The sequence below is a fragment of the Micromonospora sp. CPCC 205554 genome (assembly GCF_036902745.1).
Taxonomy (GTDB): Bacteria; Actinomycetota; Actinomycetes; order Mycobacteriales; family Micromonosporaceae; genus Micromonospora; species Micromonospora tulbaghiae.
Map to the genome: position 1 here is coordinate 24,459 of NZ_JBAKHP010000019.1, position 22,382 is coordinate 46,840.

Here is a 22,382-nt window from a genome sequence, read left to right on the forward strand (position 1 = left end):
GAGTTACCGGATCACCGCGCGCAGCGTCTGCCGGCCCGGCTCGAAGCACACCAGCCCTCGGCCCCGCTCATCGGCCACGACCCACGGATGACCGACGTACGTCTGCTGCCGGTAGGACTGCCCGGGCCGGAGCACCGCGTACTGCTGCCGACGGCCGTCGTAGTTGATCCAGTGGACCACGACTGTCGATCCGCGGCTGTTGACGAAGTCGATGAACGTCGACGGCCCGCCGCCGTGTGAACGCAGCCGCGATTCGCGTGAGGCCGGCAGCGGGGCCAGTTCCCCGGGTCCGACCACCGGCGGCTTCGGCCGGGGAGGCGTGGGCTTCGGTGAGGTCGGCCGGCTGCTCGGGGTGGGGCGGCGGGTCGGTGCGGCGGTGCGGGTCGGCGCCACGGCGCGGTTGGAGAACGACACCGACGGCGGTGCGTAGGACTCGGGGGGCGCCTCCGTCACCAACCCCGCCTTCGTCGGGGACGCCAGGATCGCCTGGCCCTCGATCGGCGGCGGGAGGTCGGGTCGACGTGGCGTGGCGAAGACGCCCACGATGCTCGCCAGCACCACGACCACGAGGCCGACGGCGATCGCGGCGAGCAGCGTCGGCGACGGATCGCGAAGCCAGACCTGGTCTCCGGTCCTCCGGCCGGATCGCGAGTGGCGTCCATCCGGGGGGATCGCGAGGGGATGCGGCGAATCGGTCATGGCCTCGGTTCCGCAAGCCGGTGCCGTCCATCGGGCGGCGAGGGGGCCCCGATTATCCGTTACTGATCGTCCCCGTCGTCAATGCCCGACCGTCCATTCGTTGCCTCACCTCCGGCACATAGCAGATCAACCGGGTCACCGAGGTCTGTCCACAACGCCCTCGGTTGTCCACAGGGCACCGGTCTCGCATCCCCCGGCCCGGCAGGCTCACCCCGGCACGTCCGAGTCCGACCGATGGAGGCCGCCATGCCGCCCCGTACCCCGCTCCCGCCGTACCGTCGCCTGCCCCTGCTCGTCACCTCCGACGGCGACCTTCTCGACGAGCTGTTGCGACTCGCGGCGGCCGGCGGCACCGAGGTCGAGCTGGCGGCCGATCCGGCAGCCGCCCGGGCCCGGTGGGCGCCGGCGCCGCTGGTGCTCATCGGCGCCGACCAGGCGGCGGCCTGCCTGCGGGCACGCCTTCCCCGCCGCGCCCGCACGGTCCTGGTCGGTCGCTCCGGAGAGCTCGATCCGGGTACGGAGCTGGCCGAACTCATCGGCGCGGAGCACGTCGCGACGTTGCCGGCGGCCGAGCCCTGGCTGGTCGACCGGTTCGCCGAGTGCGTGGCCGGTCCGGCCGGCCCGGGTCAGGGCCGGGTGGTGGCGGTGCTCGGCGGCCGGGGCGGCGCCGGAGCCAGCGTGCTGGCCGGTGGGCTCGCCGTCAGCGCGGCCCGGTCCCGGCTGCGGACGCTGCTCGTCGACGCCGACCCGCTCGGCGGCGGTCTCGACCTGGTGCTCGGGTGGGAGCAGCTCGACGGGCTGCGCTGGCCCGAACTGGCCGGCACGGACGGGCGCGTCGACCCGCCGTCGCTGATCCGCGCCCTGCCCAGCCGAGGCGACCTGGTGGTGCTCTCCTGGGACCGGGGCGACCTTCGGCACCTGCCGGCCGAGGCGATGGCCGCCACAGTGGACGCCGGGCGGCGAGGGCGGGACCTGGTCGTGCTCGACCTGCCCCGGTACCTCGACGACGCGGCGGTGGTCGCGCTCCAGGCCGCCGACCGCGCGCTGCTCGTCGTACCGGCCGAGTTGCGTGCGGCGGCCGCCGCGGCCCGGGTCGCCGCCGTCGCCGCACCGCACTGCGTCGACATGTCGGTCGTCGTGCGCGGTCCGGCGCCCGGAAGGCTGCGCGCGGCCGAGGTGTCCCGGGCGCTGGGGCTGCCGCTCGCCGGCACGTTGCGACCCGAGCCGGGGCTGTGCCGTGGGCTGGAGCGGGGCGAGGCGCCGGGCGCGAGCGGAAAGGGGCCGCTCGCCGTGCTGTGTCAGCGGATCGTGGACGAGCTGGTCGGCTCGTCGGCTGCGGGTGCGGCGTGACCGCGTCTGCCGACCCGGGGGAACTGGCCGCGCGGGTCCGGCACCGGTTCGCCGCCGAGGCCACCCCGGTCACACCGGCGGCGATCGTCTCCGCGGTACGCGCCGAGCCGGCGACCGCGGTACTCGGTGACACCACGCTGCTGCGGATCGCCGACCGGGTGCACGACGACCTGGTCGGCGCCGGTCCACTGGCTCCGCTGCTCGCCGACCCGCAGGTCACCGACGTACTGGTGAACGGGGTGCGGGTCTGGGTCGACCGGGGGCGGGGACTGCGTCAGGTCGCCGTGCCGCTGGGCACGCTCGACGACGTACGCCGGTTGGCGCAGCGCCTCACCGCGGCGGCCGGTCGCCGGCTCGACGACGCCTCCCCGTACGCCGACGCGCGGCTGCCCGACGGCACCCGGCTGCACGCGGTGCTGCCTCCGGTGGCGACCGACGGGCCCTACCTGTCGCTGCGCACCTTCCGGCAGCGGCCGTTCACCCTCGACGAACTCGTCGAGCGGGGCACAGTGCCCCGGCCGATCGCGCCGCTGCTCGCCGCGCTCGTGGCGGCCCGCCTCGCATACCTGGTCAGCGGCGGCACGGGCTCCGGCAAGACGACGCTGCTCAACACGCTGCTCGGGCTGGTTCCCGGCACCGAGCGGATCGTGCTGGTGGAGGACGCCGCCGAACTGCGCCCGGTGCACCCGCATGTGATCGGCTTGCAGGCGCGGACGGCGAACGTCGAGGGCGCCGGTGCCGTCGGGCTCGGCGACCTGGTCCGGCAGGCCCTGCGGATGCGGCCGGACCGGCTGGTCGTGGGCGAGTGCCGGGGCGCCGAGGTGGTCGACCTGCTCGCCGCGTTGAACACCGGCCACGACGGCGGGGCGGGAACGCTGCACGCGAACGCCCCGGCCGACGTTCCGGCCCGGCTGGAGGCGCTGGGGATGCTCGGCGGCCTGCCCCGGCTCGCGTTGCACGCCCAGGTAGCCGCCGCGTTGCAGGTCGTTCTCCAGCTTCGCCGTACCGGCGAGGGACGCGTACTGGACTCCATCGGCCTGCTGCTGCCCGACGGACCCGATCGGGTGGTGACGGTGGTTCCGGCCTGGGCGCGCGGCCGTGGTCTTGCCCCGGCGGCCCAGCTGCTCGCCGGCCTGCTGCGGGAGCGGGGAACGCCGGTGCCGCCGATCCTCCAGGCGGCGTGGCCCACCCCGGCGGAACCGTCGTGACCGGCCACCTCTGGCCGGCGGTCCTGCTCCTGGCCGCCGCGGCAATCGCCGTCGCCTGGCCGGTCCGGGCCGGTCGCGCCCGGCGCCTGGCGGTCCTCGGTGAGGCGGGCACCCCGGCCGAGCGGGCGAAGGGCTCGCTTTCAGCACCGCCGGACCCGTCACGGCGGCCGCTCGACTCCGGGCCGAGGGCGTCCGCCCGTCCGCCCGGCCGAGGCAGGGAACGGCGTCGCCCCGGAGCCGGACACCAGGTACGGCGAGGGACGGACCTCGGACCGGCTGCGGCTTCCGGGTCGCCGGCACCGGCTCCCGGGACGGCGCAGCGGATCCGGCGGTGGGCCGGCCTCGGCGTGGACTCGCATCGATCGGCCGGCCACTCGACCGGCGCGTCGGCGCTCTCCGTCGGACGCGTGCTGCCGGTGGCGGCGCTGGGCGGTGCGGTGACCGGGGCGCTGCTCGGCGGTCCGGTGGCAGCCGTGCTGCTCGCCACCTACGGCGGGCTCGCGGCCCGGGCGGTGCTGCGCCGGCGTACCCACCGGATGGCCACCCTCGCGCACCGCCGCGACCTCGACCACCTCGCCGCCGTGGCCGCCGACCTGCGGGCCGGGCTGCCCGCCGACAACGGTGTCGACGACGGCCCGGGACGCGTCGCGCGCCTGGCCCGGGCGGCCGGGAGGCTGGCCGACCAGACGGGTGCGCCGCTGGCCGATCTGCTGGAACGGATCGAGGCCGACGCCCGCGCCGCCGACCGGGGCCTCGCCGCTGCCGCCGCCCAGGCCGCCGGGGCGCGGGCGACCGCCTGGCTGCTCGCCGCGCTGCCACTCGGCGGGATCGGTCTCGGCTACGGCATCGGGGTGGACCCGGTGGCGGTGCTCCTGCACACGCCGGTGGGTGCCGGTAGCGCGGTGGCTGCTGTCGCGTTGCAGGTCGGCGGGTTGCTCTGGGCCGAGCGGCTCGGTGTCACGCCCGGGCGGGCCGCCTGATGTCACGGCAGGTGCTGGCCGCCGTCTGTCTCGGCGGCGCCGCGTCGCTCCTGGTCGTCGCCGGTACGGCCGTCCGCCCGGCCCGGCGGCTGCGCCGGCTCGTCCCGGCGCCGCGGCCGGACCGCCCGGCGTGGTTCCCGGACCGGGTACGCCTCGGCGCGGCGCTGGCCGGGATCGCGGTGGCGGTTGTCGTCGGCGGTGTGACGGGCGTGTTCCTCGGGCTGCTGGCCGGTGTCGCCGCCGACCGCCTGCTGCGCCGGATCGAGCCGCGCGCCGCCCGGGAACGGCGGCTGCGGGAGACCGCCGACCTGCCGCTGGCCGCGGATCTGCTGGCCGCCGCGCTGCGGGCGGGCGCGCCGGTCGACCGCTCGGTGCTCGCCGTCGCCGAGGCGCTCGGCGGGCCACTCGCGGACCGGCTCGGCCGGGTCGGCCGGACGCTCCGGCTCGGTGGCAGCCCCGGGGAAGCGTGGGCGCACCTGGGCGGCGTCACCGGGGCCGAGCCCGTGGTCGCGGCGGCGGTCCGCTCGTCGAACAGCGGCGCCGCACTGGCTCGCGCGCTGACCCGGCTGGCCGACGACCTGCGTGCCGAACGGTCGACCGCGGCCGAGGCGGCGGCCCGCCGCGCGGGCGTGCTCATCGTGCTGCCGCTCGGGCTGTGCTTCCTGCCCGCCTTCATTCTCGCCGGTCTGGTGCCGGTGATCGTCGCCGTCCTCGGCGACGTGCTGTGAACCATCGAGAAGGGACGTACGAATGCGCAAACTCCTCACCCGCCTGCGGGGTGACGCCGGCATGAACACCGCCGAGTACGCCGTGGGCACACTCGCCGCGGTCGCCTTCGCCGGGATCCTGCTGAAGGTGCTCACCTCCGGCAACGTGCAGTCCGCGCTGACCGCTGTCATCGACCGGGCCCTGAAGTGACCGCGCGCCGGCGGGCCGGCCGTCGTGGTCGGCGGCTCCACGAGCCAGCGGTCCCACTCGACGTGTCCGCCGAGCCCGGCCCGACCCGGACCGCCGTCGGCACCCGGGCCGGGGCGGTGTGGCGCCGGTGGCGCTCGCGGGTCGCGTGCGATCGGGGCTCCTTCACCGCCGAGTTGGCGGCCGGCCTGCCGGCGCTCATGCTGCTTCTCGTCGCCGGGCTGACCGCGGTCAATGCGGTGGGAACCCGGATCGCCTGTGTCGACGCGGCCCGGGAGGCGGCTCTCGCCGCGGCCCGGGGCGAGCCCGGCACAGTCGCTGCGACCCGGTACGCCCCGGACGGCGCCGAGGTGGCTGTGACGGTGACCGGTGATCGGGTCACGGCGACGGTGCGGGCGCCGGTCCGGACGTTCGGTGCGCGGCTGCCCCGGCTGGTCGTGTCGGGGGAGGCCGTGGCCGCCGTGGAACCGGGTGCGCCGGGCCCGGTGTCGTGAGAGCGGGCGGCCCTCCGGCGGTCCTGTCCTTACGTCGGCCCGCCGTGGAAGGACGGGCCAACACGAGAATGCTCAAGGCAAGCGGGTCCAGCGCAGGCGATCCGGGCACCAGCAGGTCCGGGGCAAGCAGATCCAGAGCGAGCGGGCCTGTGGCGAGCGGGCCCGGAGCCTGCAGATCTGGGGCGAGCAGGCTCGGGACGGCGGGCGGGCCAGTGGGGAGAGGGGAGTGCAGGGAGCCCGTCAGTAGTACGTCCTCGGCCGACCGGGGAGGCGCGACCGTCTGCCTGCTCGCGGTCGGGCTGGTCTTCGTGCTGGTCGGGGTGTTCGGTGCCGCGCTCGGGGCAGCCCGGTGCGCGCGGCATCAGGCCCGCAACGCGGCGGACTTCGGGGCGCTGGCCGGTGCCGGGCAGGTGCTCGACGGAGCGGACGCCGCCTGCGCTCGCGCCGCCGACCTGGTCTCGGCCAACGGCGGCCGGATGACCGGGTGCCGAGCCGACGGACCGGACCTGATCGTCACGGCGCAGGTCCGCGTCGCGCCGCTGCCGGGACTGACCCGGGACGCCACCGCGACATCCCGGGCCGGCCCGGCCCGGTCCTGACAGGCGAAACCCCTGCATGAGGCGAGAGCCGGGCCGGGGGCCGGGGCAGTATCGGAACCGAGAACCCGGCGTGGTTCGAGAGCTGTGCCAGGCCGAGAGCCGTGCCGAGATCGAGAGCCGCGCCGAGCCGAGCCGGGAGCAGGCCGAGGACCCGGCCCGGCTCAACGGGTAAACCGTCGAGCGAGGTCAGCGGGACTGGAGGGCGTCCAGCCCGACCGCCATGGCGATCACCAGCCGGCGGTCGATCTGCGGGTGCTGAATCTCCACGGAGTACCGGTCCCGCAGGCCCCACTTCCGGTCGACCGAGAACACCGGCTGGCCGCCGGCCATGAAGTCGAAGTGGTACGGCAGCCAGGAGAGCGAGTCGACGAACCGGCGCAGCAGCGCGACCGGCAGGCTGCGCTCCTGTCCGGTGGCGGGCGGCAGACCGGGCTGCTCGACGTGCCACGTCGAGCGCAGCAGCGACTGGGCGAAGTCCTTGCGGAACAGCCCGATGGGGTTGCCCGCGTGATCGGTCACGTCGTAGGTGGCGCCGAGGTCGAGCCGCTGACGGGCCTTGAAGCCGAGAAGGGGGTACTGCTTGGAGTCGTCGGTGTAGATGGTCACCTGCTCCTTGAAGGCGAGCCGCTTCTGCTGCGCGAACGCGAGCAGCCCACCCTCGGAGCCGTCGGGCGCGACCGAGTGCACCTCGTACTGGTTGACCATCATCCGAAGTCGCTGACGGATGATGAACCGGTGCTGGGCCTGCAGGTTGTCGGGCGACATGGGCTCTCCTTCGAGGGGTCGCCGGAGTCTTGCACAGCAGGCCGACGGCCGCTCGCCCGAGCGCACCCGCACGCCGCGACGTCGGCGCGCCGGCGAGGCGCACGGTCGGTACGGGTCAGCGGCCGCCGTCGACCGTGGCCTTCATCGCCCAGCTGTTCAGCACCTGATGGATGCCGCGCAGACGCTCGTTGATCTGCTCCAGCCGTTCCGCCTGGGCCAGCGTGGCCATCGCGGTGCCCAGCGCAATCTGCTGGTCGGGGGTGAGGTTCTCCTGGTCGATGGTGTAGAGCAGCTCGACGGTCTCGGCGATCGTGTCGGCCACGGCGGCACCTCCGGCGGGACGGGTCTCGGGTCACCTGTGCGCTACCGGAAGTGATGCATGGAAGCGCTCCCATACATCAATGCCCCGACGGCCCTACCCTCATGCACCCGTCCCACCAGCCAGACACCAGGGCGCCGAGAAGGTCAGGGCGCCGGGGCCGGGTGGGCCACCCGGTCGCCTTGCCGGGGCAGCGCCCCGCCGCTCGCCGCCTCGGGTTCCAGATCCGCGTCCGGGGACGGGACGGCGCCCGCGTACCCGGCCGTGGCGAGGTTGGTCAGCACCACGTCGAGGACCTTCACCGCCTCCGCCTTGGCCAGCGGGTTGTTGCCGTTGCCGCACTTCGGGGACTGGACGCAGGACGGGCAGCCGGTCTCGCAGCCGCACTCGGCGATCGCGTCCCGGGTGGCGCGCAGCCAGGCGGCGGCGGTGCCGTACGCCCGCTCGGCGAAACCCGCGCCGCCGGGATGCCCGTCGTAGACGAAGACGGTGGGCGCCTCGGTGTCCGGGTGCAGCGCGGTGGACAGGCCGCCGATGTCCCACCTGTCGCAGGTCGCCATCAGCGGCAGCAGGCCGATCGCGGCGTGCTCGGCGGCGTGCAGCGCGCCCGGCACGTCCGCCGCCTCGACACCGGCGGCGGTCAGCGATTCGGGGGAGAGCGTGAACCACACGGCTACCGTGCGCAGTTCCCGGGCCGGCAGGTCCAGCGGGCGGGTGTCGATCACCTCGCCGGTGGCGATGCGCCGCCGTTGGTACGACACCACCTGGCTGGTCACGTCCACCTCGCCGAGGAACAGCCCGACCGGTCCGGCGTCCGCGTACGAGCGGACCGACACCACCGACAGCGAGGTGACGTCGCGGGCGTGGGTGGACCAGTCCGGCTCCTCGGCGTGCACGAGCGCACACCCGTCGGACAGGTCGAGTGAGTCGACCACGTACGAGACGCCCTGGTGCAGGTAGACCGCGCCGGTGTGCAGCAGGAAGTGCGCCGACCCGCCGTCGACGGTGCCGAGCAGCCGGCCGGTGGACTCCTCCACCACGCACACCGGGGCGCCGCCCTCGCCGCGCAGGTCGACCTCGGGGCGTTCCCGGTGCCGCCAGTACCAGCCGGTGGGCCGCTGCCGCAGTGCCCCCGCCTCGACCAGCGAGTCCACCGCCTCCTTGGCGCCCTCGCCGAACAGGTCCAGGTCGGCCGGGGTGAGCGGGGACTCGTGGGCGGCGCAGGCGAGTTGCGGTGCGAGCACGTACGGGTTGGCCGGGTCGAGCACCGTCGCCTCGACCGGCCGCCCGAACAGCGCCTCCGGGTGGTGCACCAGGTAGGTGTCGAGCGGGTCGTCCCGCGCCACCAGCACGGCGAGCGCCTCGTCGCCGGAGCGCCCGGCCCGTCCGGCCTGCTGCCACAGCGACGCGCGGGTGCCGGGCCAGCCGCAGATCAGCACCGCGTCCAGCCCGACCAGGTCGACGCCGAGTTCGAGCGCGTTGGTGGAGGCCAGCCCGAGCAGGTCGCCGTGCAGCAGTGCCCGTTCCAGCTCGCGGCGCTCCTCGCGCAGGTAGCCGGCCCGGTAGGCGGCCACCCGGTCGCCCAGCCCGGGCACCGCCTCGTCGAGCGACCGCCGGGCGTTGGCGGCCACCACCTCGGCGCCCCGGCGGGACCGCACGAACGCGAGCGTGCGTACCCCCTCGACCACGCTGTCGGCGAGCAGGTCGGCGGTCTCCCGCAGCGCGGAGCGCCGGACCTGGACGAGGTCGGCGTCGGCAGCCGTGTCGGTGGGCGGCAGCAGCGGCGGCTCCCAGAGCGCGAACGTCACCCCGCCGCGCGGCGAGGTGTCCTCGGTGACGGCGGTGACGGGCAGGCCGGTGAGCCGCCCGGCCGCCGTCGCCGGGTCACCCGACGTGGCGGAGGCCAGCAAGAACACGGGGGTACGCCCGAAGCGGGCGCACTGCCGGCGCAACCGCCGCAGGACGTGCGCGACGTGTGAGCCGAAGACGCCCCGGTAGGTGTGGCACTCGTCGACCACCACGTACGCGAGACGGCGCAGGAACCCGGACCAGTGGGCGTGCCCGGGCAGGATGCCGTGGTGCAGCATGTCCGGGTTGGTCAGCACGAACCGGGAGTGCCGGCGGATCCACTCCCGCTCGGCGCGCGGTGTGTCGCCGTCGTAGGTGGCGGGGCGTACCCCGTCGAGTTCGAGACCGGCGACGGCGCGGAGCTGGTCGGCGGCGAGCGCCTTGGTCGGCGCCAGGTAGAGCACCGTGGCGCGCGGGTCGGCGAGCAGCGTGCTCAGCGCGGGAAGCTGGTACGCCAGGGACTTGCCGGACGCCGTGCCGGTGGCGACCACCACGTGTTGTCCCGCGTACGCCAGCTCGGCGGCCTCGGCCTGGTGCCGCCACGGGGCGGTGACGCCGCGCCGCGCGAACGCCGCCCGTAGTTCCTCCGGCGCCCAGCCGGGCCACCCGACGGGCTCGCCGGCGCGGGCCGGGACGCGTTCGACGTGGGTGACCGGGTCGGTGGCGTGACGCAGCCGCAGCCGGCGCAGCAGCTCGCCCGGAGCACGTCGCGGGCCGGGGCTGTGGTCGGTCACGTCCTGCACTCTCGCACTGGTGTTCGGAATTGGGAACCGCAGGGTGGGGGTATGGGGAGGGCGTGGCCGGTGACCGAGGGGGCCGCACGGGGAGATGGTTAGATGCCCAGGAGAGTTTACCGAGGAGGGGCCGATGGAGCTGTCGCTGGCGACCCGCGCCGTGGGGGAGCACACGGTGCTCGAGGTCGGTGGTGAGGTGGACGTCTACACCGCCCCTCGCCTGCGGGAACGGCTTCTGGAGCTGATCGACGGCGGGGCGCGGCACGTGCTGGTCGACCTCGGCCGGGTCGACTTCCTCGACTCGACCGGGCTGGGTGTGCTCGTGGGCGCGCTCAAGCGGCTGCGCTCGGCGGGTGGTTCCTTCGCGCTGGTCTGCGACAAGGAGCCGCTGCTCAAGATCTTCCGGATCACCGCCCTGGACCAGGTCTTCCCGCTGCATCCGACGGTCGACGCGGCTATCGCCGCCGACTCCACCGGCGCGTGATGGCCACCGTCAAGCTGTCCTTCTCTCCGGCCCCGGTGCACGTGCGCACCGCCCGTCTGGTCGGCGTCGCGGTGGCCCGGCGGGCCGGCGTGCGCGAGGACCTGCTGGACGAGGTGCGCCTGGCCATCGGTGAGGCGTGCACGCGGGCGGTCGCGCTGCACCGGCAGTACGGCCTGGCCGACCCGGTGTACGTGGAGATGTCCGACGGCGGCGGCTACACGGTCCGGGTGGTGGACCGGGCCCCGATCGAGGCGGGCCTCGGCCTGGCCGCGCTCGGCCCGGACGAGCTGGCCAAGGAGTCGCTCAGCGAGGACGCGCTCACCACGGGGGTGGGCTTCGCGCTGCTCGCCGGTTTCGTGGAGGATCTCCAGGTCCGTCCGGTCGACGAGGGCGTCGGCACCGAGGTACGGATGTCCTGGCCGGCCGGCCGCGCCTGACCCGATTCGCACACGCAGGCCGCGTTCCCCGAAGGGGGAGCGCGGCCTCGTCGTATTGGCCGCGCCATATATCAGATTTCTTCGCATAACACAGTTACGAAGATCATCGAGACACGGTGCCCCCTCGGTGTGACCCTCGCCACCCCGGAGGGCTACAGTACGCGGGTTGTCAGCAAGTGATCCCATCCCGTAGCCAGCGGGAACGGGAGTTCATCGCTGGTCCGCCGGGGTGGGTTGGCGCGCGCTTGCGAGTCCGCATCCAGGCGTCGGCCCGTGCGTCTCCACGAGCCGGCGCGAGTTGTTCGGTACAGGAGGACATAGATGTCCGGGACCTTGGCCGCCGACGGCGGCGCACTGTCCCTTACCGGAGCCAACGTGACGTACGTCGTCATCGCCGCGGTCATCGCGCTGGTGGCGCTCGTCTTCGCGGCCGCCCTCACCAGGGCGGTCCTGGCGGCCGGTAAGGGAACCACCAACATGCAGGAGATCTCCGGCGCGGTGCAGGAGGGCGCGTCGGCGTACCTGCTGCGGCAGTTCCGCACGCTGGCGATCTTCGTGGTGATCGCCGTCGTGCTGCTCTTCCTGCTGCCGGTGCACGACACCGACGGCAACGAAACGCTCGTGAAGGTCGGCCGCTCGGCGTTCTTCGTGGTGGGTGCGCTGTTCAGCGCGTTCATCGGCGGCGCCGGCATGTGGCTGGCCACCCGCGCCAACCTGCGGGTGGCGGCGGCCGCGCGGGAGCGAGAAGGCGGCCGTGAGGGCGCCATGAAGATCGCCTTCCGTACGGGCGGCGTGGTCGGCTTCCTCACCGTCGGCCTCGGCCTGTTCGGTGCGGCGCTGGTCGTGCTGATCTTCCGGGGCGACGCCCCGACCGTGCTGGAGGGCTTCGGCTTCGGTGCCGCGCTGCTCGCCATGTTCATGCGGGTCGGCGGCGGCATCTTCACCAAGGCCGCCGACGTCGGTGCCGACCTGGTCGGCAAGGTCGAGCAGGGCATCCCGGAGGACGACCCGCGCAACGCCGCCACCATCGCCGACAACGTGGGCGACAACGTCGGCGACTGCGCCGGCATGGCCGCCGACCTGTTCGAGTCGTACGCGGTCACGCTCGTCGCGGCGCTCATCCTCGGCCGGGCCGCGTTCGGCGAGACCGGCCTGGTCTTCCCGCTGATCATCTCCACCATCGGCGTGCTGGTCGCGATCGTCGGCGTCTTCATCACCCGGCTGCGCGCCAGCGACCGCAACGGCCTCACCGCGATCAACCGGGCCTTCTACCTGTCGGCGCTGATCGCCGCCGTGCTCGTCGCGATCGCCGCGTTCGCGTACCTGCCGGCCACGTTCGCCGAGCTGGAGGGCGGGCTGCCCGACGTCGACCGCAACCCGCGGCTGGTGGCCATCGGCGCGGTCGTGATCGGTATCGTGCTGGCCGCCGCGATCCAGGCGCTGACCGGCTACTTCACCGAGACCAACCGGCGCCCGGTGCAGGACATCGGCAAGAGCTCGCAGACCGGCGCGGCCACCGTCATCCTCGCCGGCATCAGCATCGGCCTGGAGTCGGCCGTCTACTCGGCGCTGCTGATCGGCGCCGGCGTGTTCGGCGCGTTCCTGCTCGGCGGCAGCTCGCTCACGCTGTCGCTGTTCGCCGTCGCGCTGGCCGGTACCGGCCTGCTCACCACCGTCGGCGTCATCGTCGCGATGGACACGTTCGGCCCGATCTCCGACAACGCGCAGGGCGTGGCCGAGATGTCCGGCGACATCGACGAGCACGGCGCGCGGACGCTGACCGAGCTGGACGCCGTCGGCAACACCACCAAGGCGATCACCAAGGGCATCGCGATCGCCACGGCGGTGCTGGCCGCGACCGCGCTGTTCGGCTCGTACACCGACACGCTCAAGACGGCGTACGAGGACGCGACGGGGACTCAGGACACCACCGCGCTGATCGACGAGCTGCTCAACGTCGCCAACCCGCGCAACCTGGTCGGCCTGATCATCGGCGCCGCCGTGGTCTTCCTCTTCTCCGGCCTGGCCATCAACGCGGTCTCCCGTTCGGCCGGGGCCGTGGTGATGGAGGTCCGCCGCCAGTTCCGCGAGCTGCCCGGCATCATGGACCGCACCCAGCGGCCCGAGTACGGCAAGGTCGTGGACATCTGCACCCGGGACGCGCAGCGCGAGCTGATGACCCCCGGCCTGCTGGCCATCCTGGCCCCGATCGCCGTCGGCTTCGGCCTCGGCGCGGGTGCGCTCGCCGCGTACCTCGCCGGCGCGATCGGCGCGGGCACGCTGATGGCGGTGTTCCTGGCCAACTCCGGTGGCGCCTGGGACAACGGCAAGAAGCTGGTGGAGGACGGCGCGTACGGCGGCAAGGGCTCCGACGCGCACGCCGCCACCGTCATCGGCGACACCGTCGGCGACCCGTTCAAGGACACCGCCGGCCCGGCGATCAACCCGCTGCTCAAGGTGATGAACCTGGTGTCGCTGCTGATCGCCCCGGCCGTGGTGGCCTGGAGCGTGGGCGACGACAAGAACAACCCGCTGCGCATCACGATCGCCGTGGTGGCCGCATTGATCATCGCGGCGGCCGTGGTGTTCAGCAAGCGCAAGGGCGTGGCGATGTCCGACTCGGACAGCGGGGCCGGCACCCCGGACCAGCGTCCGGAGACGGTGAACGCCTGATCGCACGCGACGGTTCCCGGCCGGCCCCGGCCGGCCGGGAACCCCGTGCCCGGCAAACCTGACCGGTGGCGGTTCCGCCCGGAGGTCGTACGCTGCTTCGCATGCGTACGCGCCGGGCGGCAACCGCCGGAAAGCTCACGGTGGTCCTGGCCACGCTGGTCCTCGTCGTCACCGGGTGCGGCGGCGGTCCCAGCCCTCGGGTCTGGGCCGCGTCGGTGTGCCAGGCGCTCACCCCGTGGCGCGCGGAGATCTCCAAGCTGACCAGCAGCACCCAGCAGCAGATGACCGCGCAGACCACTCCGCCGCAGGCCAAGGAGAACCTGGTCCGGCTCTTCGCCGGCGCCGAACAGGCCAGCGAGACGGCGCGGCGCAAGGTCGAGGAGGCGGGCGTGCCCGAGGCCGAGCGCGGCGAAGAGGTGTCCGCCGGGTTCCTGGGGTCGCTGAGCAAGATGCGCGACGCGTACGGGCGGGCCCGGGACACCGTCGACCGGCTCGACACCGCCCAGGCCGGTCCGTTCTACGACGGCGTGCGCGCCGCCGTGGACACGCTCAACAAGGAGTACGACGCGAGCGCGCTGGACACCAGCAAACTCAACTCGACCGAGCTGAAAGAGGCCTTCGACGAGGTCCCGGAGTGTCGCTGACCCCTCCTGCCCCGAAACCGGCCCGCCAGCCCTCGCTGTTCTCCACCGAGGCGGCCGATCCCGCGCTGGCGGACCTCGCCGGCCTGCTCGCCGGGCCGGGTGAGGTGGGGCGGATGGGTGGCACGGCCCGGATCTCCGTGGTGGTCGACGCCGCCTGGCGGGTGCACGTGCTGGTGGCCGAGCTGGGCGCCCGGGGCGTGCCGGCGAGCTGGGAGCCGACCGAGGACGGGCGGCACCGGGTGCGCACCGCGTACACGAGCATGCTGGCGCCGCTCGCGCGGGCCTGGCTGCGCGGCGCGGCGAAGCGGCCGCCGGCCCGCTTCCACCTCGACGGGCGGCGGCTGCGGCTCTGGGTGGCGGCCGCCGGCACGGCCGAACCGGCCGGGTTCCGGCTGCGCCTCGGGCCCGCCGACGAGTCGTCCTGGCCGGTGGTCCGCGCCGCGCTGGCGGCGGTGGGCCTGCCGGCCGCGTTCGTGGAGCCGGACGAGGGCGGGCCCGCGTTCCGGATCGGCGGACGGCGGATGTCGCGGCTCGCGGAGCTGGTGGGGGAACGGCCGGCGGCGGCGCCGGTGGCGGACTGGCCGGGGTCGCGGGGCTGACCGCCGCTGTCCGAAGCCGGACACGTGCGAGGCTCCGCCGGGTGTACGCGATCGTCACAGTGACCCGCCTGCCGCCCTACCCACGGTGTACCGTGACGCCGTCCGGCAGGGTGCGGCCGGCGGTCACCGGGAGGGCGGCCCGTTTGCCGCCCACGAAACCCGGAACGCGGACGGCGCGTTACGTTGGACATCCGGACCGCCTGTGGTCCGGGTGGTGCAACACGGCCCGAAGCGGGCATGGCGTAGGAGTGAGGTCGGGGAGAGACGTGCCGAGCAACGCTGGAACCACCCGTCTGGTCATCGTCGAGTCACCGGCGAAGGCCAAGACGATCTCGGGCTACCTCGGCCCGGGGTACGTCGTGGAGGCCAGCTTCGGCCACGTCCGGGACCTGCCCCGCAACGCCGCCGACGTGCCGGCGAAGTACAAGGGTGAGCCGTGGGCGCGCCTCGGCGTCGACGTCGACAACGGCTTCCACGCGCTCTACGTGGTCTCGCCCGACCGCAAGCAGCAGATCAGCAAGCTGGTGAAGCTGGCCAAGGAGGTCGACGAGATCTTCCTGGCGACGGACGAGGACCGCGAGGGCGAGGCCATCGCCTGGCACCTGGTGGAGACGCTCAAGCCCAAGGTGCCGGTCAAGCGGATGGTCTTCCACGAGATCACCAAGCCGGCCATCCAGGCCGCTGTGGCGAACCCCCGGGAGATCGACCGCGACCTGGTCGACGCCCAGGAGGCGCGGCGCATCCTCGACCGCCTCTACGGGTACGAGGTCTCGCCGGTGCTGTGGAAGAAGGTCATGCCGAAGCTGTCGGCGGGCCGGGTGCAGTCCGTGGCGACCAGGATCGTGGTCGAGCGGGAGCGCCAGCGGATGGCGTTCCGCACCGCCGAGTACTGGGACATCCTGGCCACGCTCGCGGTGGCGAAGCCGGGCGAGGGCCCGCGGACGTTCAACGCCACGCTCGTCGCGCTGAACGGTGACCGGATCGCCACCGGCAAGGACTTCGAGCCGACCACTGGTCGTGTTCGCGCCGGTGCGGGTGTCGTCCACCTCGACGAGGGCGGGGCCCGGGGGCTCGCCGCGCGCCTGGCCGACCGGCCGTTCACCGTCACCCGGGTCGAGGAGAAGCCCTACCGGCGCCGCCCGTACGCGCCGTTCATCACCTCCACGCTCCAGCAGGAGGCGGCCCGCAAGCTGCGGTTCTCGTCGCAGCAGACGATGCGCACCGCGCAGCGCCTGTACGAGAACGGCTACATCACCTACATGCGTACCGACTCGGTGAACCTGTCCGAGACGGCCATCGCGGCGGCCCGCCGGCAGATCGTCGAGCTGTACGGCGAGCGCAGCGTGCCCCCGGAGCCGCGCCGCTACACCGGCAAGGTGAAGAACGCGCAGGAGGCGCACGAGGCGATCCGCCCCGCGGGCGACAACTTCCGCACCCCGGGCGAGGTGGCCAAGGAGCTGTCCGCCGAGGAGTTCAAGCTCTACGAGCTGATCTGGCGGCGCACCATCGCCTCGCAGATGACCGACGCGGTCGGCTCCAGCGTGTCGGTGCGCATCCGTGCCGTCTCCTCCGCCCAGGAGGAGGCCGACTTCGGCGCGACCGGCAAGACCATCACCGACCCGGGCTTCCTGCGCGCGTACGTCGAGTCCAGCGACGACGAGAACGCCGAGGCCGAGGACGCCGAGCGGCGGCTGCCCACGCTCGTCAAGGACCAGCCGCTCACCGCCGACGAGCTGGCCGCGCAGGGCCACCACACCCAGCCGCCCTCCCGCTACACCGAGGCGTCGTTGGTCAAGGCGCTGGAGGAGCTGGGCATCGGCCGGCCCTCCACGTACGCGTCGATCATGCAGACGATCCAGGACCGCGGGTACGTGGTGAAGCGCGGCCAGGCGATGATCCCGTCGTTCCTGGCGTTCGCGGTGATCGGGCTGATGGAGCGGCACTACCCGCGCCTGATCGACTACGACTTCACCGCCAGCATGGAGAACGAGCTGGACGAGATCGCCGGTGGTGACCACGCCGCCGTCGACTTCCTCACCTCCTTCTACTTCGGCAGCACCAACGGCACCGGCGACCAGGCCATCGCGCACGCCGGTGGCCTGAAGAAGCTGGTCACCGAGAACCTCAGCGAGATCGACGCGCGCAGCGTCAACTCCATCCCGCTGTTCACCGACGACGAGGGCCGCGAGGTCGTCGTCCGGGTCGGCCGGTACGGGCCGTACCTTCAGCGCGAACTGCCGGGCGGCGAGCAGGCCGCGCCCTCCGGTGAGGGCGAGGAGGGCGGCTCGCAGGGTGACCGGGCGCCGATCCCGGAGGGCCTGGCGCCGGACGAGCTGACCCCGGAAAAGGTGCACGAGCTGTTCCTCGGCGGCGGCGGTGAGCGCAAGCTCGGCGACGACCCGTCGACGGGCGAGCCGATCCTGCTCAAGTCCGGCCGGTTCGGCCCGTACGTGGCGAGCGGCGAGCGCAAGTCCTCGCTGCTGCGCTCGCAGTCGCCGGACAGCCTCACCCTGGAACAGGCGTTGCAGCTGCTGCGCCTGCCCCGGCTGATCGGCGTGGCCCCGGACGGCGCCGAGGTGTTCGCCAACAACGGCCGTTACGGCCCGTACGTCAAGCGCGGTGACGAGTTCCGCTCGCTGGACTCGGAAGACAAGATGTTCACCGTCACGCTGGACGAGGCACTGGCGTTGCTGGCCGCCCCGAAGACGCGCCAGCGCCGGGCCGCCGCGCCACCGCTGCGGGAGATGGGCAACGACCCGCTCACCGAGAAGCCGCTGGTGATCAAGGACGGGCGCTTCGGGCCGTACGTGACCGACGGCGAGTTCAACGCGTCGCTGCGGCGCGGGCAGACGCCGGAGGAGCTGACGCTGGAACAGGCGTCGGAGATGCTGGCCGAGAAGCGCGCGAAGGGCCCGGCGCCGAAGAAGAAGGCCGCGAAGAAGGCCGCCCCGGCCAAGAAGACGACGGCCGCGAAGAAGACGACGGCGGCGAAGAAGACGACGGCCGCCAAGGCCACGGCCGCGAAGAAGGCCCCCGCGAAGAAGACGACTCCGAAGAAGGCGACCTCGACCCCGAAGGAGTGATCCCTCCCGAGATCTTGGAAGGAAACGGCCCCTACGAGGGCCCTTTTCTTCCAAGATCTGGCCGTTGTCCACAGGGGCGGCGAAGGAGCCGGGTCGGGGGCCACCGTGGGTAGGTGGGGAACTCCTGGGCGGTGATGCGGCGGGCTCTGCCGTCGGATGACGCGGACGAACTGACCTGGCTGCTCTTCCGGCAGGAGGACGTGCTCAGCCTTCAGCAGGCACGGGCGCACCTCACGCGTAAGGCGATCCGTCACCGGGTGACGACCGGCCGGTGGCGGCAGGCGCATCGTGCGGTTCTCGTCGCGCACAACGGCCCGGTCGGTCCCGCGCAACTCCGGTGGATCGCGGTGCTGGCGGCCGGTCCCACCGCGCTCCTGGGTGGCGTGACCGCTGCTCAGGCGGGCGGGCTGCGGGGGTTCCCGGACCGGGTGGTCCACCTCCTCCTGCCCGCCGCGAGCCGTCGATCCCCGCTTCCGCCCGCCGTGCTGGCGCACCGGACGACCCACCTGCCCGACTCCGACGTGGTGCCGGTGGCGGCGCCGCCCCGGACGACGGCGGCCCGGTCGATCGTCGACGCCGCGCAGTGGGCGCCGACCGACATCCAGGCCCGCGCGATCGTCGCGGCTGCCTTCCAGCAACGGCTGGTCGGCGGCGACGACCTGCACGAGGTGGTGGAGCGGATGCCCCGGATCCGCCGTCGACAGCTGATCCTGTCCACCGCCACCGATGCGGCCGGCGGTGCGCACTCCCTGAGCGAGTTGGACCTGCTCAAACTCGTACGCGACGCCGGGCTGCCCGAGCCGACCCGACAGGTGGTCCGCCGGGATTCCGCGGGGCGGCGGCGCTACCTCGACGCGTACTTCGAGCAGTGGCGCGTGCACGTCGAGGTGGACGGCGGCCAGCATCTGGATCCGGCGCACGCGTGGGCGGACATGCGGCGGCAGAACGACCTGTGGGTCGAGGGCGACCGGATTCTCCGGTTCCCCGCCTGGGTCCTGCGCGCCCATCCGGAAGAGGTGATCGCCCAACTCCGCGCCGCGCTGCGGTCGGCTGGCTGGCCGGGGTGACCGCCCTCCGAGATCTTGGAAGGAAAGGGCCCCCATGAGGGCCCTTTCCTTCCAAGATCTTCAGGCGCCCAGGACCTGGGTCAAGTAGGGGTTCTGGAAGATGCTCGACGGGTCCAGGCGGGTGCGGACGGACTGGAAGTCGGCGAATCTCGGGTAGGCGGTGGCCAGGGACTCCGCGTCGCGCCAGTGCAGCTTGCCCCAGTGCGGCCGGCCGCCCAGCTCGGTCGCCACCTGCTCGAACGCGCGGAAGTACGGCTCGTACGGCATGCCCACGTACTGGTGCACGGCGATGTACGCGGAGTCGCGCCCGTAGGAGTGGGACAGCCAGATGTCGTCGGCGGCGGTGAAGCGCACCTCGACCGGGAACAGCACCTTGAACGGCAGCCGGTCCACGATCCGGCGCAGCTCGGCCAGCGCGGTGGGTAGCACCTCGCGCGGCAGGCCGTACTCCATCTCCACGAAGCGGACCCGGCGCGGCGTGCAGAACACGCGGTCGGAGCGGCCGGTGTAGGTGCGTTCGGTGAGCGCGCGGGCGGATACGGCGCTGATCCGGGGTGCGAGGGCGGGTACGGCGCGGCCGAGGCGGCAGGCGCCGGCGAAGACGGTGTTGGAGAGGAACTCGTCGTCCAGCCAGCCGCGCCAGCCGGGCAGCGGCTGGTCGTCGGCGGGTACCCGGTCGTTGGTCTTGACCTGTACCCGGTCGGTGTACGGGAACCAGTAGAACTCGGCGTGGTCGTGTGCCTCGTACAGGCCGGGCAGGTCGTCGAGCACCTCGGCGAGCGGGGCCGGGCGTTCGTGCGCGCGCAGCACGAAGGCGTCCACGCAGCGCAACGTGACCTCGACCAGCACGCCCACCGCGCCGAGCCCGACCCGGGCGGCGTCGAAGACGTCGCGGTTCTCCTCGGCCGAGCAGCGCAGCACCTCGCCGGTGCCGGTGACCAGCGTCAGCCCGGCCACGAAGGTGGACAGGCAGCCCAGCTTCGCCCCGGTGCCGTGGGTGCCGGTGGAGAGCGCGCCGGCGATGGTCTGGGCGTCGATGTCGCCCAGGTTCGGCATCGCGAGGCCGTGCCCGGCGAGCAGTTCGTTGAGCGTGTGCAACGTCATCCCGGCCGGTACGGTGACCAGGCGGCGCGCCACATCGACCGTGACGTCCGTCTCCAGCTCGGCGAGGTCGATCCGGTGCCCGTCGGCGACGGCGGTGGCGGTGAAGGAGTGGCCGCTGCCGGTGGCCCGGACGGTCCGGCCCGCCGCGGCGGCCTGGCGGACCGCCTCGACGACGTCGGAGACGCTACGCGGGCGCACGGTGAGGAGCGCGGTGCTGTGCTGGTTGCCGGCCCAGTTGGACCAGGTGGCGGTGGTACCGGTCATCGCGGCCACTCCTCGACATGAATATGAACTGAATTCATATCAGGAACGTTGTGCCTGGTAAATACCGCAATCGAGCCCGGCTCGTTGTACCGGTAGTCACAGACTCGTGACGTGCAGATATGTTCATCCGTCGAAGGGGGGTGGCGCCGAGTGTCCACACCAGCCGCCACGACCGGGCCGCTGCGTCGGGTACCGGTGCAGGGTCGAAGTGTCGCGCGGGTCCAGCGGATGCTGGACGCCTGCGCCGAGCTCGTCGACGAGGTGGGGTACGAAGGGCTGACCACGACCCTGCTCGCCGAGCGCGCCGAGGTGGCGATCGGGTCGGTCTACCAGTTCTTTCCGGACAAGCGGGCGATCGTGCAGGCGCTGACCCTGCGCACCATGGAGTCCTACCTCCAGCGGCTCGACGAGCGGTTCTCCTCGGACGACCTGACCCACTGGTGGGACGGGGTCGACGCGGCGATCGACGAGTACATCTCGATGCACCGCACCGTTCCCGGCTTCCGTACCCTGCACTTCGGCGACGTGGTCGACCTGCACCTGCTGGACGACCAGCGGGACAACAACGGCGTCATCGCGGAGCAGCTCGCCCGCGTACTCACCGAGCGTTTCGGCCTGGCCGGGGTGCCCGACCTGCGGTTCCACCTGGAGGTCGCGGTGGAGGCCGCCGACGCCCTGATCAAGCTGGCCTTCCGCCGCCGCACCGACGGCGACGAGCGGGTGCTGGTCGAGGCCAAGGCGCTCATCCGGGAGTACCTGCACCGGCAGGTGAACGCCCCCACGGAGGCCGTCCACCAGGGCTGAGCGGCACGCCGAGCGGCGGGTTCCCGAGAGTGCGCCGGGGCCCGCCGTCGTCACGCCGTAGGGCAGAGCCGCGGGGCACGTCAGAGGAAGGCGTGCCCCTCGCCCCGGTAGGTCGGCACGGTGGCGACCACCGCGTCCCCCTCGACCAGGTGCACCTCGTTGACGTGCTCGCACAGCTCGCCCGCTTTGGCGTGACGGAACCACACCCGGTCGCCGACGCGCAGGGTGTCCGCGGCCGTCCCGGCCAGCGGGGTCTGCACCTCGCCGGCGCCCTCCGCGCCGAGCAGCTTCAGCCCGTCCGGCAGCCAGGGCCGCGGCAGCCGGCTGTTCGCCGCCTGACCGGAGGCGATCCAGCCGCCGCCGAGCACCGTCGCCAGCCCCGGCGCCGGGCGCCGGACCACCGCGCAGGCGAAGAACGCCGCCGGGGTCGGCCGCCAGGCACGGTACGCGTCGAACAGCGTCGGACCGTACAGGCCGGAGCCCGCGGTGACCTCGGTGACGGCGGGGTCCGCGCTGGTGGCGGCCACGCTGCCGGTGCCACCGCCGTTGACGAACTCCAGGTCGGCGTGCTCCCGGACCGCGCTGACCGCGGCGAAGCGGCGGGCCAGCAGTTCCCGGTACGACCCGCGCTGCGCGACCCGGATCGCCGAGCCGAGCACCGCCTGTCCGGGCGGCGCGTCGCCCAGGCCGGCGATCTGTGCCTCGTACGACATCAGGCCGACCAGCCGGAAGCCCGGCCGCCCGGCGACGGCGGCGGCGAGCGCGCCGGCCGCCGTGGCGCTGTGCACCGGGGAGCGGCGCACGCCGACGTGCACCCGGCCTCCCAGCGGGCGCCAGGAGGCGTCCAGGTCGAGGCAGATCCGCAGCGCGGGCCGGCGCGCGGGCGGGTACACCCGGTCGATCAGGTCGAGCTGCGCGGTGTCGTCGATCATCAGCGTCACCGCGTCGGCGAGCGCCGGGTCGGCGGCCAGGTCGGCGAGGCCGCCCCGGTGGGCCGTCGGGTACGCCACGAGCACGTCGTCGCTGACCCCGGAGCGGACCAGCCAGACCGCCTCGGGGAGCGTGAAGGCCATCACGCCGTGCCACCCGGGCCGCTTGAGTGCCCGGGTCAGCAGCTCACGGACGCGTACCGACTTGCTCGCCACGCGCAGCGGCTTGCCGCCGGACCGGCCGGCGAGCGCCTCGGCGTTGGCGTCGAACGCGGTGAGGTCGACCACGGCGTACGGCGGGTCGAGGTGAGCGGTCGCCCGGTCGAGACGCTCGCGAAGTTTGTCACGGTCGATGGCCACGTCTGCACGCTAACTGTCTGGAC

General features: G+C 73.6%; 21 protein-coding genes. 15 read left to right on the forward strand and 6 right to left on the reverse strand.

Annotated elements, in window-relative coordinates; all coding sequences use genetic code 11:
• Nucleotides 1-3: 3 nt before the first annotated feature.
• On the reverse strand, nucleotides 4-699 hold the full coding sequence (locus V6U82_RS21485) for a VHL beta domain-containing protein (RefSeq protein WP_334463927.1): 696 nt from the start codon (nucleotides 697-699) through the stop codon (nucleotides 4-6).
• Nucleotides 700-945: 246 nt separating this feature from the next.
• On the opposite strand from V6U82_RS21485, the gene ssd reads away from it, so the two are divergent.
• From ssd to V6U82_RS21520, 7 genes are all read left to right on the forward strand, one after another.
• Nucleotides 946-2,049, forward strand: coding sequence for a septum site-determining protein Ssd (gene ssd / locus V6U82_RS21490; protein ID WP_334463929.1), 1,104 nt, complete (start codon nucleotides 946-948; stop codon nucleotides 2,047-2,049).
• The gene (locus V6U82_RS21495) at nucleotides 2,046-3,257 is read left to right on the forward strand and encodes a TadA family conjugal transfer-associated ATPase (RefSeq protein WP_128139163.1); all 1,212 of its coding nucleotides are present in this window, start codon (nucleotides 2,046-2,048) and stop codon (nucleotides 3,255-3,257) included. Before ssd ends, V6U82_RS21495 begins: the two co-directional genes overlap by 4 nt.
• Complete coding sequence (locus V6U82_RS21500) at nucleotides 3,254-4,237, forward strand: hypothetical protein (protein ID WP_334463931.1); 984 nt, start codon at nucleotides 3,254-3,256, stop codon at nucleotides 4,235-4,237. The genes V6U82_RS21495 and V6U82_RS21500 overlap by 4 nt, the downstream gene beginning before the upstream one ends.
• Nucleotides 4,237-4,965 (forward strand): type II secretion system F family protein, encoded by a 729-nt coding sequence (locus V6U82_RS21505; RefSeq protein WP_334463933.1) that lies wholly within the window; start codon nucleotides 4,237-4,239, stop codon nucleotides 4,963-4,965. Before V6U82_RS21500 ends, V6U82_RS21505 begins: the two co-directional genes overlap by 1 nt.
• Before the next feature lie 22 nt (nucleotides 4,966-4,987).
• The gene (locus V6U82_RS21510) at nucleotides 4,988-5,155 is read left to right on the forward strand and encodes a DUF4244 domain-containing protein (RefSeq protein ID WP_013283643.1); all 168 of its coding nucleotides are present in this window, start codon (nucleotides 4,988-4,990) and stop codon (nucleotides 5,153-5,155) included.
• 116 nt (nucleotides 5,156-5,271) lie between these two features.
• Nucleotides 5,272-5,646 carry a TadE family type IV pilus minor pilin gene (locus V6U82_RS21515; RefSeq protein WP_334464070.1) on the forward strand — a complete coding sequence of 125 codons (375 nt, stop codon included), beginning with the start codon at nucleotides 5,272-5,274 and terminating at the stop codon, nucleotides 5,644-5,646.
• Between the two features lie 212 nt (nucleotides 5,647-5,858).
• Nucleotides 5,859-6,245, forward strand: coding sequence for an Rv3654c family TadE-like protein (locus V6U82_RS21520; protein WP_334463944.1), 387 nt, complete (start codon nucleotides 5,859-5,861; stop codon nucleotides 6,243-6,245).
• A gap of 186 nt (nucleotides 6,246-6,431) precedes the next feature.
• Here V6U82_RS21520 and V6U82_RS21525 read toward each other — a convergent pair whose 3' ends face one another.
• From V6U82_RS21525 to V6U82_RS21535, 3 genes are all read right to left on the reverse strand, one after another.
• Nucleotides 6,432-7,010, reverse strand: a complete 579-nt coding sequence (locus V6U82_RS21525; protein WP_091414614.1) for a hypothetical protein — start codon at nucleotides 7,008-7,010, stop codon at nucleotides 6,432-6,434.
• A 115-nt stretch (nucleotides 7,011-7,125) separates the two neighbouring features.
• Nucleotides 7,126-7,332: a hypothetical protein gene (locus V6U82_RS21530; RefSeq protein WP_013283647.1), complete on the reverse strand. Its 207-nt coding sequence runs from the start codon at nucleotides 7,330-7,332 to the stop codon at nucleotides 7,126-7,128.
• Between the two features lie 143 nt (nucleotides 7,333-7,475).
• Nucleotides 7,476-9,953, reverse strand: a complete 2,478-nt coding sequence (locus tag V6U82_RS21535; protein WP_442933454.1) for a DEAD/DEAH box helicase — start codon at nucleotides 9,951-9,953, stop codon at nucleotides 7,476-7,478.
• A gap of 91 nt (nucleotides 9,954-10,044) precedes the next feature.
• Here V6U82_RS21535 and V6U82_RS21540 point away from each other — a divergent pair, with 91 nt between their 5' ends.
• From V6U82_RS21540 to V6U82_RS21570, 7 genes are all read left to right on the forward strand, one after another.
• Nucleotides 10,045-10,395, forward strand: a complete 351-nt coding sequence (locus V6U82_RS21540) for an STAS domain-containing protein (protein WP_334463954.1) — start codon at nucleotides 10,045-10,047, stop codon at nucleotides 10,393-10,395.
• Nucleotides 10,395-10,832: an ATP-binding protein gene (locus V6U82_RS21545; RefSeq protein ID WP_128138513.1), complete on the forward strand. Its 438-nt coding sequence runs from the start codon at nucleotides 10,395-10,397 to the stop codon at nucleotides 10,830-10,832. Before V6U82_RS21540 ends, V6U82_RS21545 begins: the two co-directional genes overlap by 1 nt.
• A 321-nt stretch (nucleotides 10,833-11,153) precedes the next feature.
• A complete protein-coding gene (locus V6U82_RS21550; protein ID WP_334463957.1) occupies nucleotides 11,154-13,505 on the forward strand; it encodes a sodium-translocating pyrophosphatase in 2,352 nt (783 codons plus the stop codon).
• A 101-nt stretch (nucleotides 13,506-13,606) separates the two neighbouring features.
• Nucleotides 13,607-14,149: a hypothetical protein gene (locus V6U82_RS21555; RefSeq protein ID WP_091414621.1), complete on the forward strand. Its 543-nt coding sequence runs from the start codon at nucleotides 13,607-13,609 to the stop codon at nucleotides 14,147-14,149.
• Nucleotides 14,140-14,748 (forward strand): hypothetical protein, encoded by a 609-nt coding sequence (locus V6U82_RS21560; RefSeq protein WP_334463959.1) that lies wholly within the window; start codon nucleotides 14,140-14,142, stop codon nucleotides 14,746-14,748. The genes V6U82_RS21555 and V6U82_RS21560 overlap by 10 nt, the downstream gene beginning before the upstream one ends.
• A gap of 266 nt (nucleotides 14,749-15,014) precedes the next feature.
• Complete coding sequence (topA, locus tag V6U82_RS21565) at nucleotides 15,015-17,831, forward strand: type I DNA topoisomerase (RefSeq protein WP_128137549.1); 2,817 nt, start codon at nucleotides 15,015-15,017, stop codon at nucleotides 17,829-17,831.
• 113 nt (nucleotides 17,832-17,944) lie between these two features.
• Nucleotides 17,945-18,898 (forward strand): endonuclease domain-containing protein, encoded by a 954-nt coding sequence (locus V6U82_RS21570; RefSeq protein ID WP_334463962.1) that lies wholly within the window; start codon nucleotides 17,945-17,947, stop codon nucleotides 18,896-18,898.
• A 60-nt stretch (nucleotides 18,899-18,958) separates the two neighbouring features.
• Here V6U82_RS21570 and V6U82_RS21575 read toward each other — a convergent pair whose 3' ends face one another.
• Nucleotides 18,959-20,275, reverse strand: coding sequence for a D-arabinono-1,4-lactone oxidase (locus V6U82_RS21575; protein WP_334463964.1), 1,317 nt, complete (start codon nucleotides 20,273-20,275; stop codon nucleotides 18,959-18,961).
• Nucleotides 20,276-20,494: 219 nt separating this feature from the next.
• On the opposite strand from V6U82_RS21575, the gene V6U82_RS21580 reads away from it, so the two are divergent.
• Nucleotides 20,495-21,070: a TetR family transcriptional regulator gene (locus tag V6U82_RS21580; protein WP_030274442.1), complete on the forward strand. Its 576-nt coding sequence runs from the start codon at nucleotides 20,495-20,497 to the stop codon at nucleotides 21,068-21,070.
• 80 nt (nucleotides 21,071-21,150) lie between these two features.
• Here V6U82_RS21580 and V6U82_RS21585 read toward each other — a convergent pair whose 3' ends face one another.
• Nucleotides 21,151-22,359: an amino acid deaminase/aldolase gene (locus V6U82_RS21585; RefSeq protein ID WP_334463966.1), complete on the reverse strand. Its 1,209-nt coding sequence runs from the start codon at nucleotides 22,357-22,359 to the stop codon at nucleotides 21,151-21,153.
• Between the last annotated feature and the right edge of the window lie 23 nt (nucleotides 22,360-22,382).

Bases quoted from the DNA above. Each gene is read 5' to 3' on its own strand.
- V6U82_RS21485 (WP_334463927.1), bottom strand. From the start codon at position 699: ATGACCGATTCGCCGCATCCCCTCGCGATCCCCCCGGATGGACGCCAC.
- ssd (WP_334463929.1), top strand. From the start codon at position 946: ATGCCGCCCCGTACCCCGCTCCCGCCGTACCGTCGCCTGCCCCTGCTC.
- V6U82_RS21505 (WP_334463933.1), top strand. From the start codon at position 4,237: ATGTCACGGCAGGTGCTGGCCGCCGTCTGTCTCGGCGGCGCCGCGTCG.
- V6U82_RS21510 (WP_013283643.1), top strand. From the start codon at position 4,988: ATGCGCAAACTCCTCACCCGCCTGCGGGGTGACGCCGGCATGAACACC.
- V6U82_RS21525 (WP_091414614.1), bottom strand. From the start codon at position 7,010: ATGTCGCCCGACAACCTGCAGGCCCAGCACCGGTTCATCATCCGTCAG.
- V6U82_RS21540 (WP_334463954.1), top strand. From the start codon at position 10,045: ATGGAGCTGTCGCTGGCGACCCGCGCCGTGGGGGAGCACACGGTGCTC.
- V6U82_RS21545 (WP_128138513.1), top strand. From the start codon at position 10,395: ATGGCCACCGTCAAGCTGTCCTTCTCTCCGGCCCCGGTGCACGTGCGC.
- V6U82_RS21550 (WP_334463957.1), top strand. From the start codon at position 11,154: ATGTCCGGGACCTTGGCCGCCGACGGCGGCGCACTGTCCCTTACCGGA.
- V6U82_RS21555 (WP_091414621.1), top strand. From the start codon at position 13,607: ATGCGTACGCGCCGGGCGGCAACCGCCGGAAAGCTCACGGTGGTCCTG.
- V6U82_RS21580 (WP_030274442.1), top strand. From the start codon at position 20,495: ATGCTGGACGCCTGCGCCGAGCTCGTCGACGAGGTGGGGTACGAAGGG.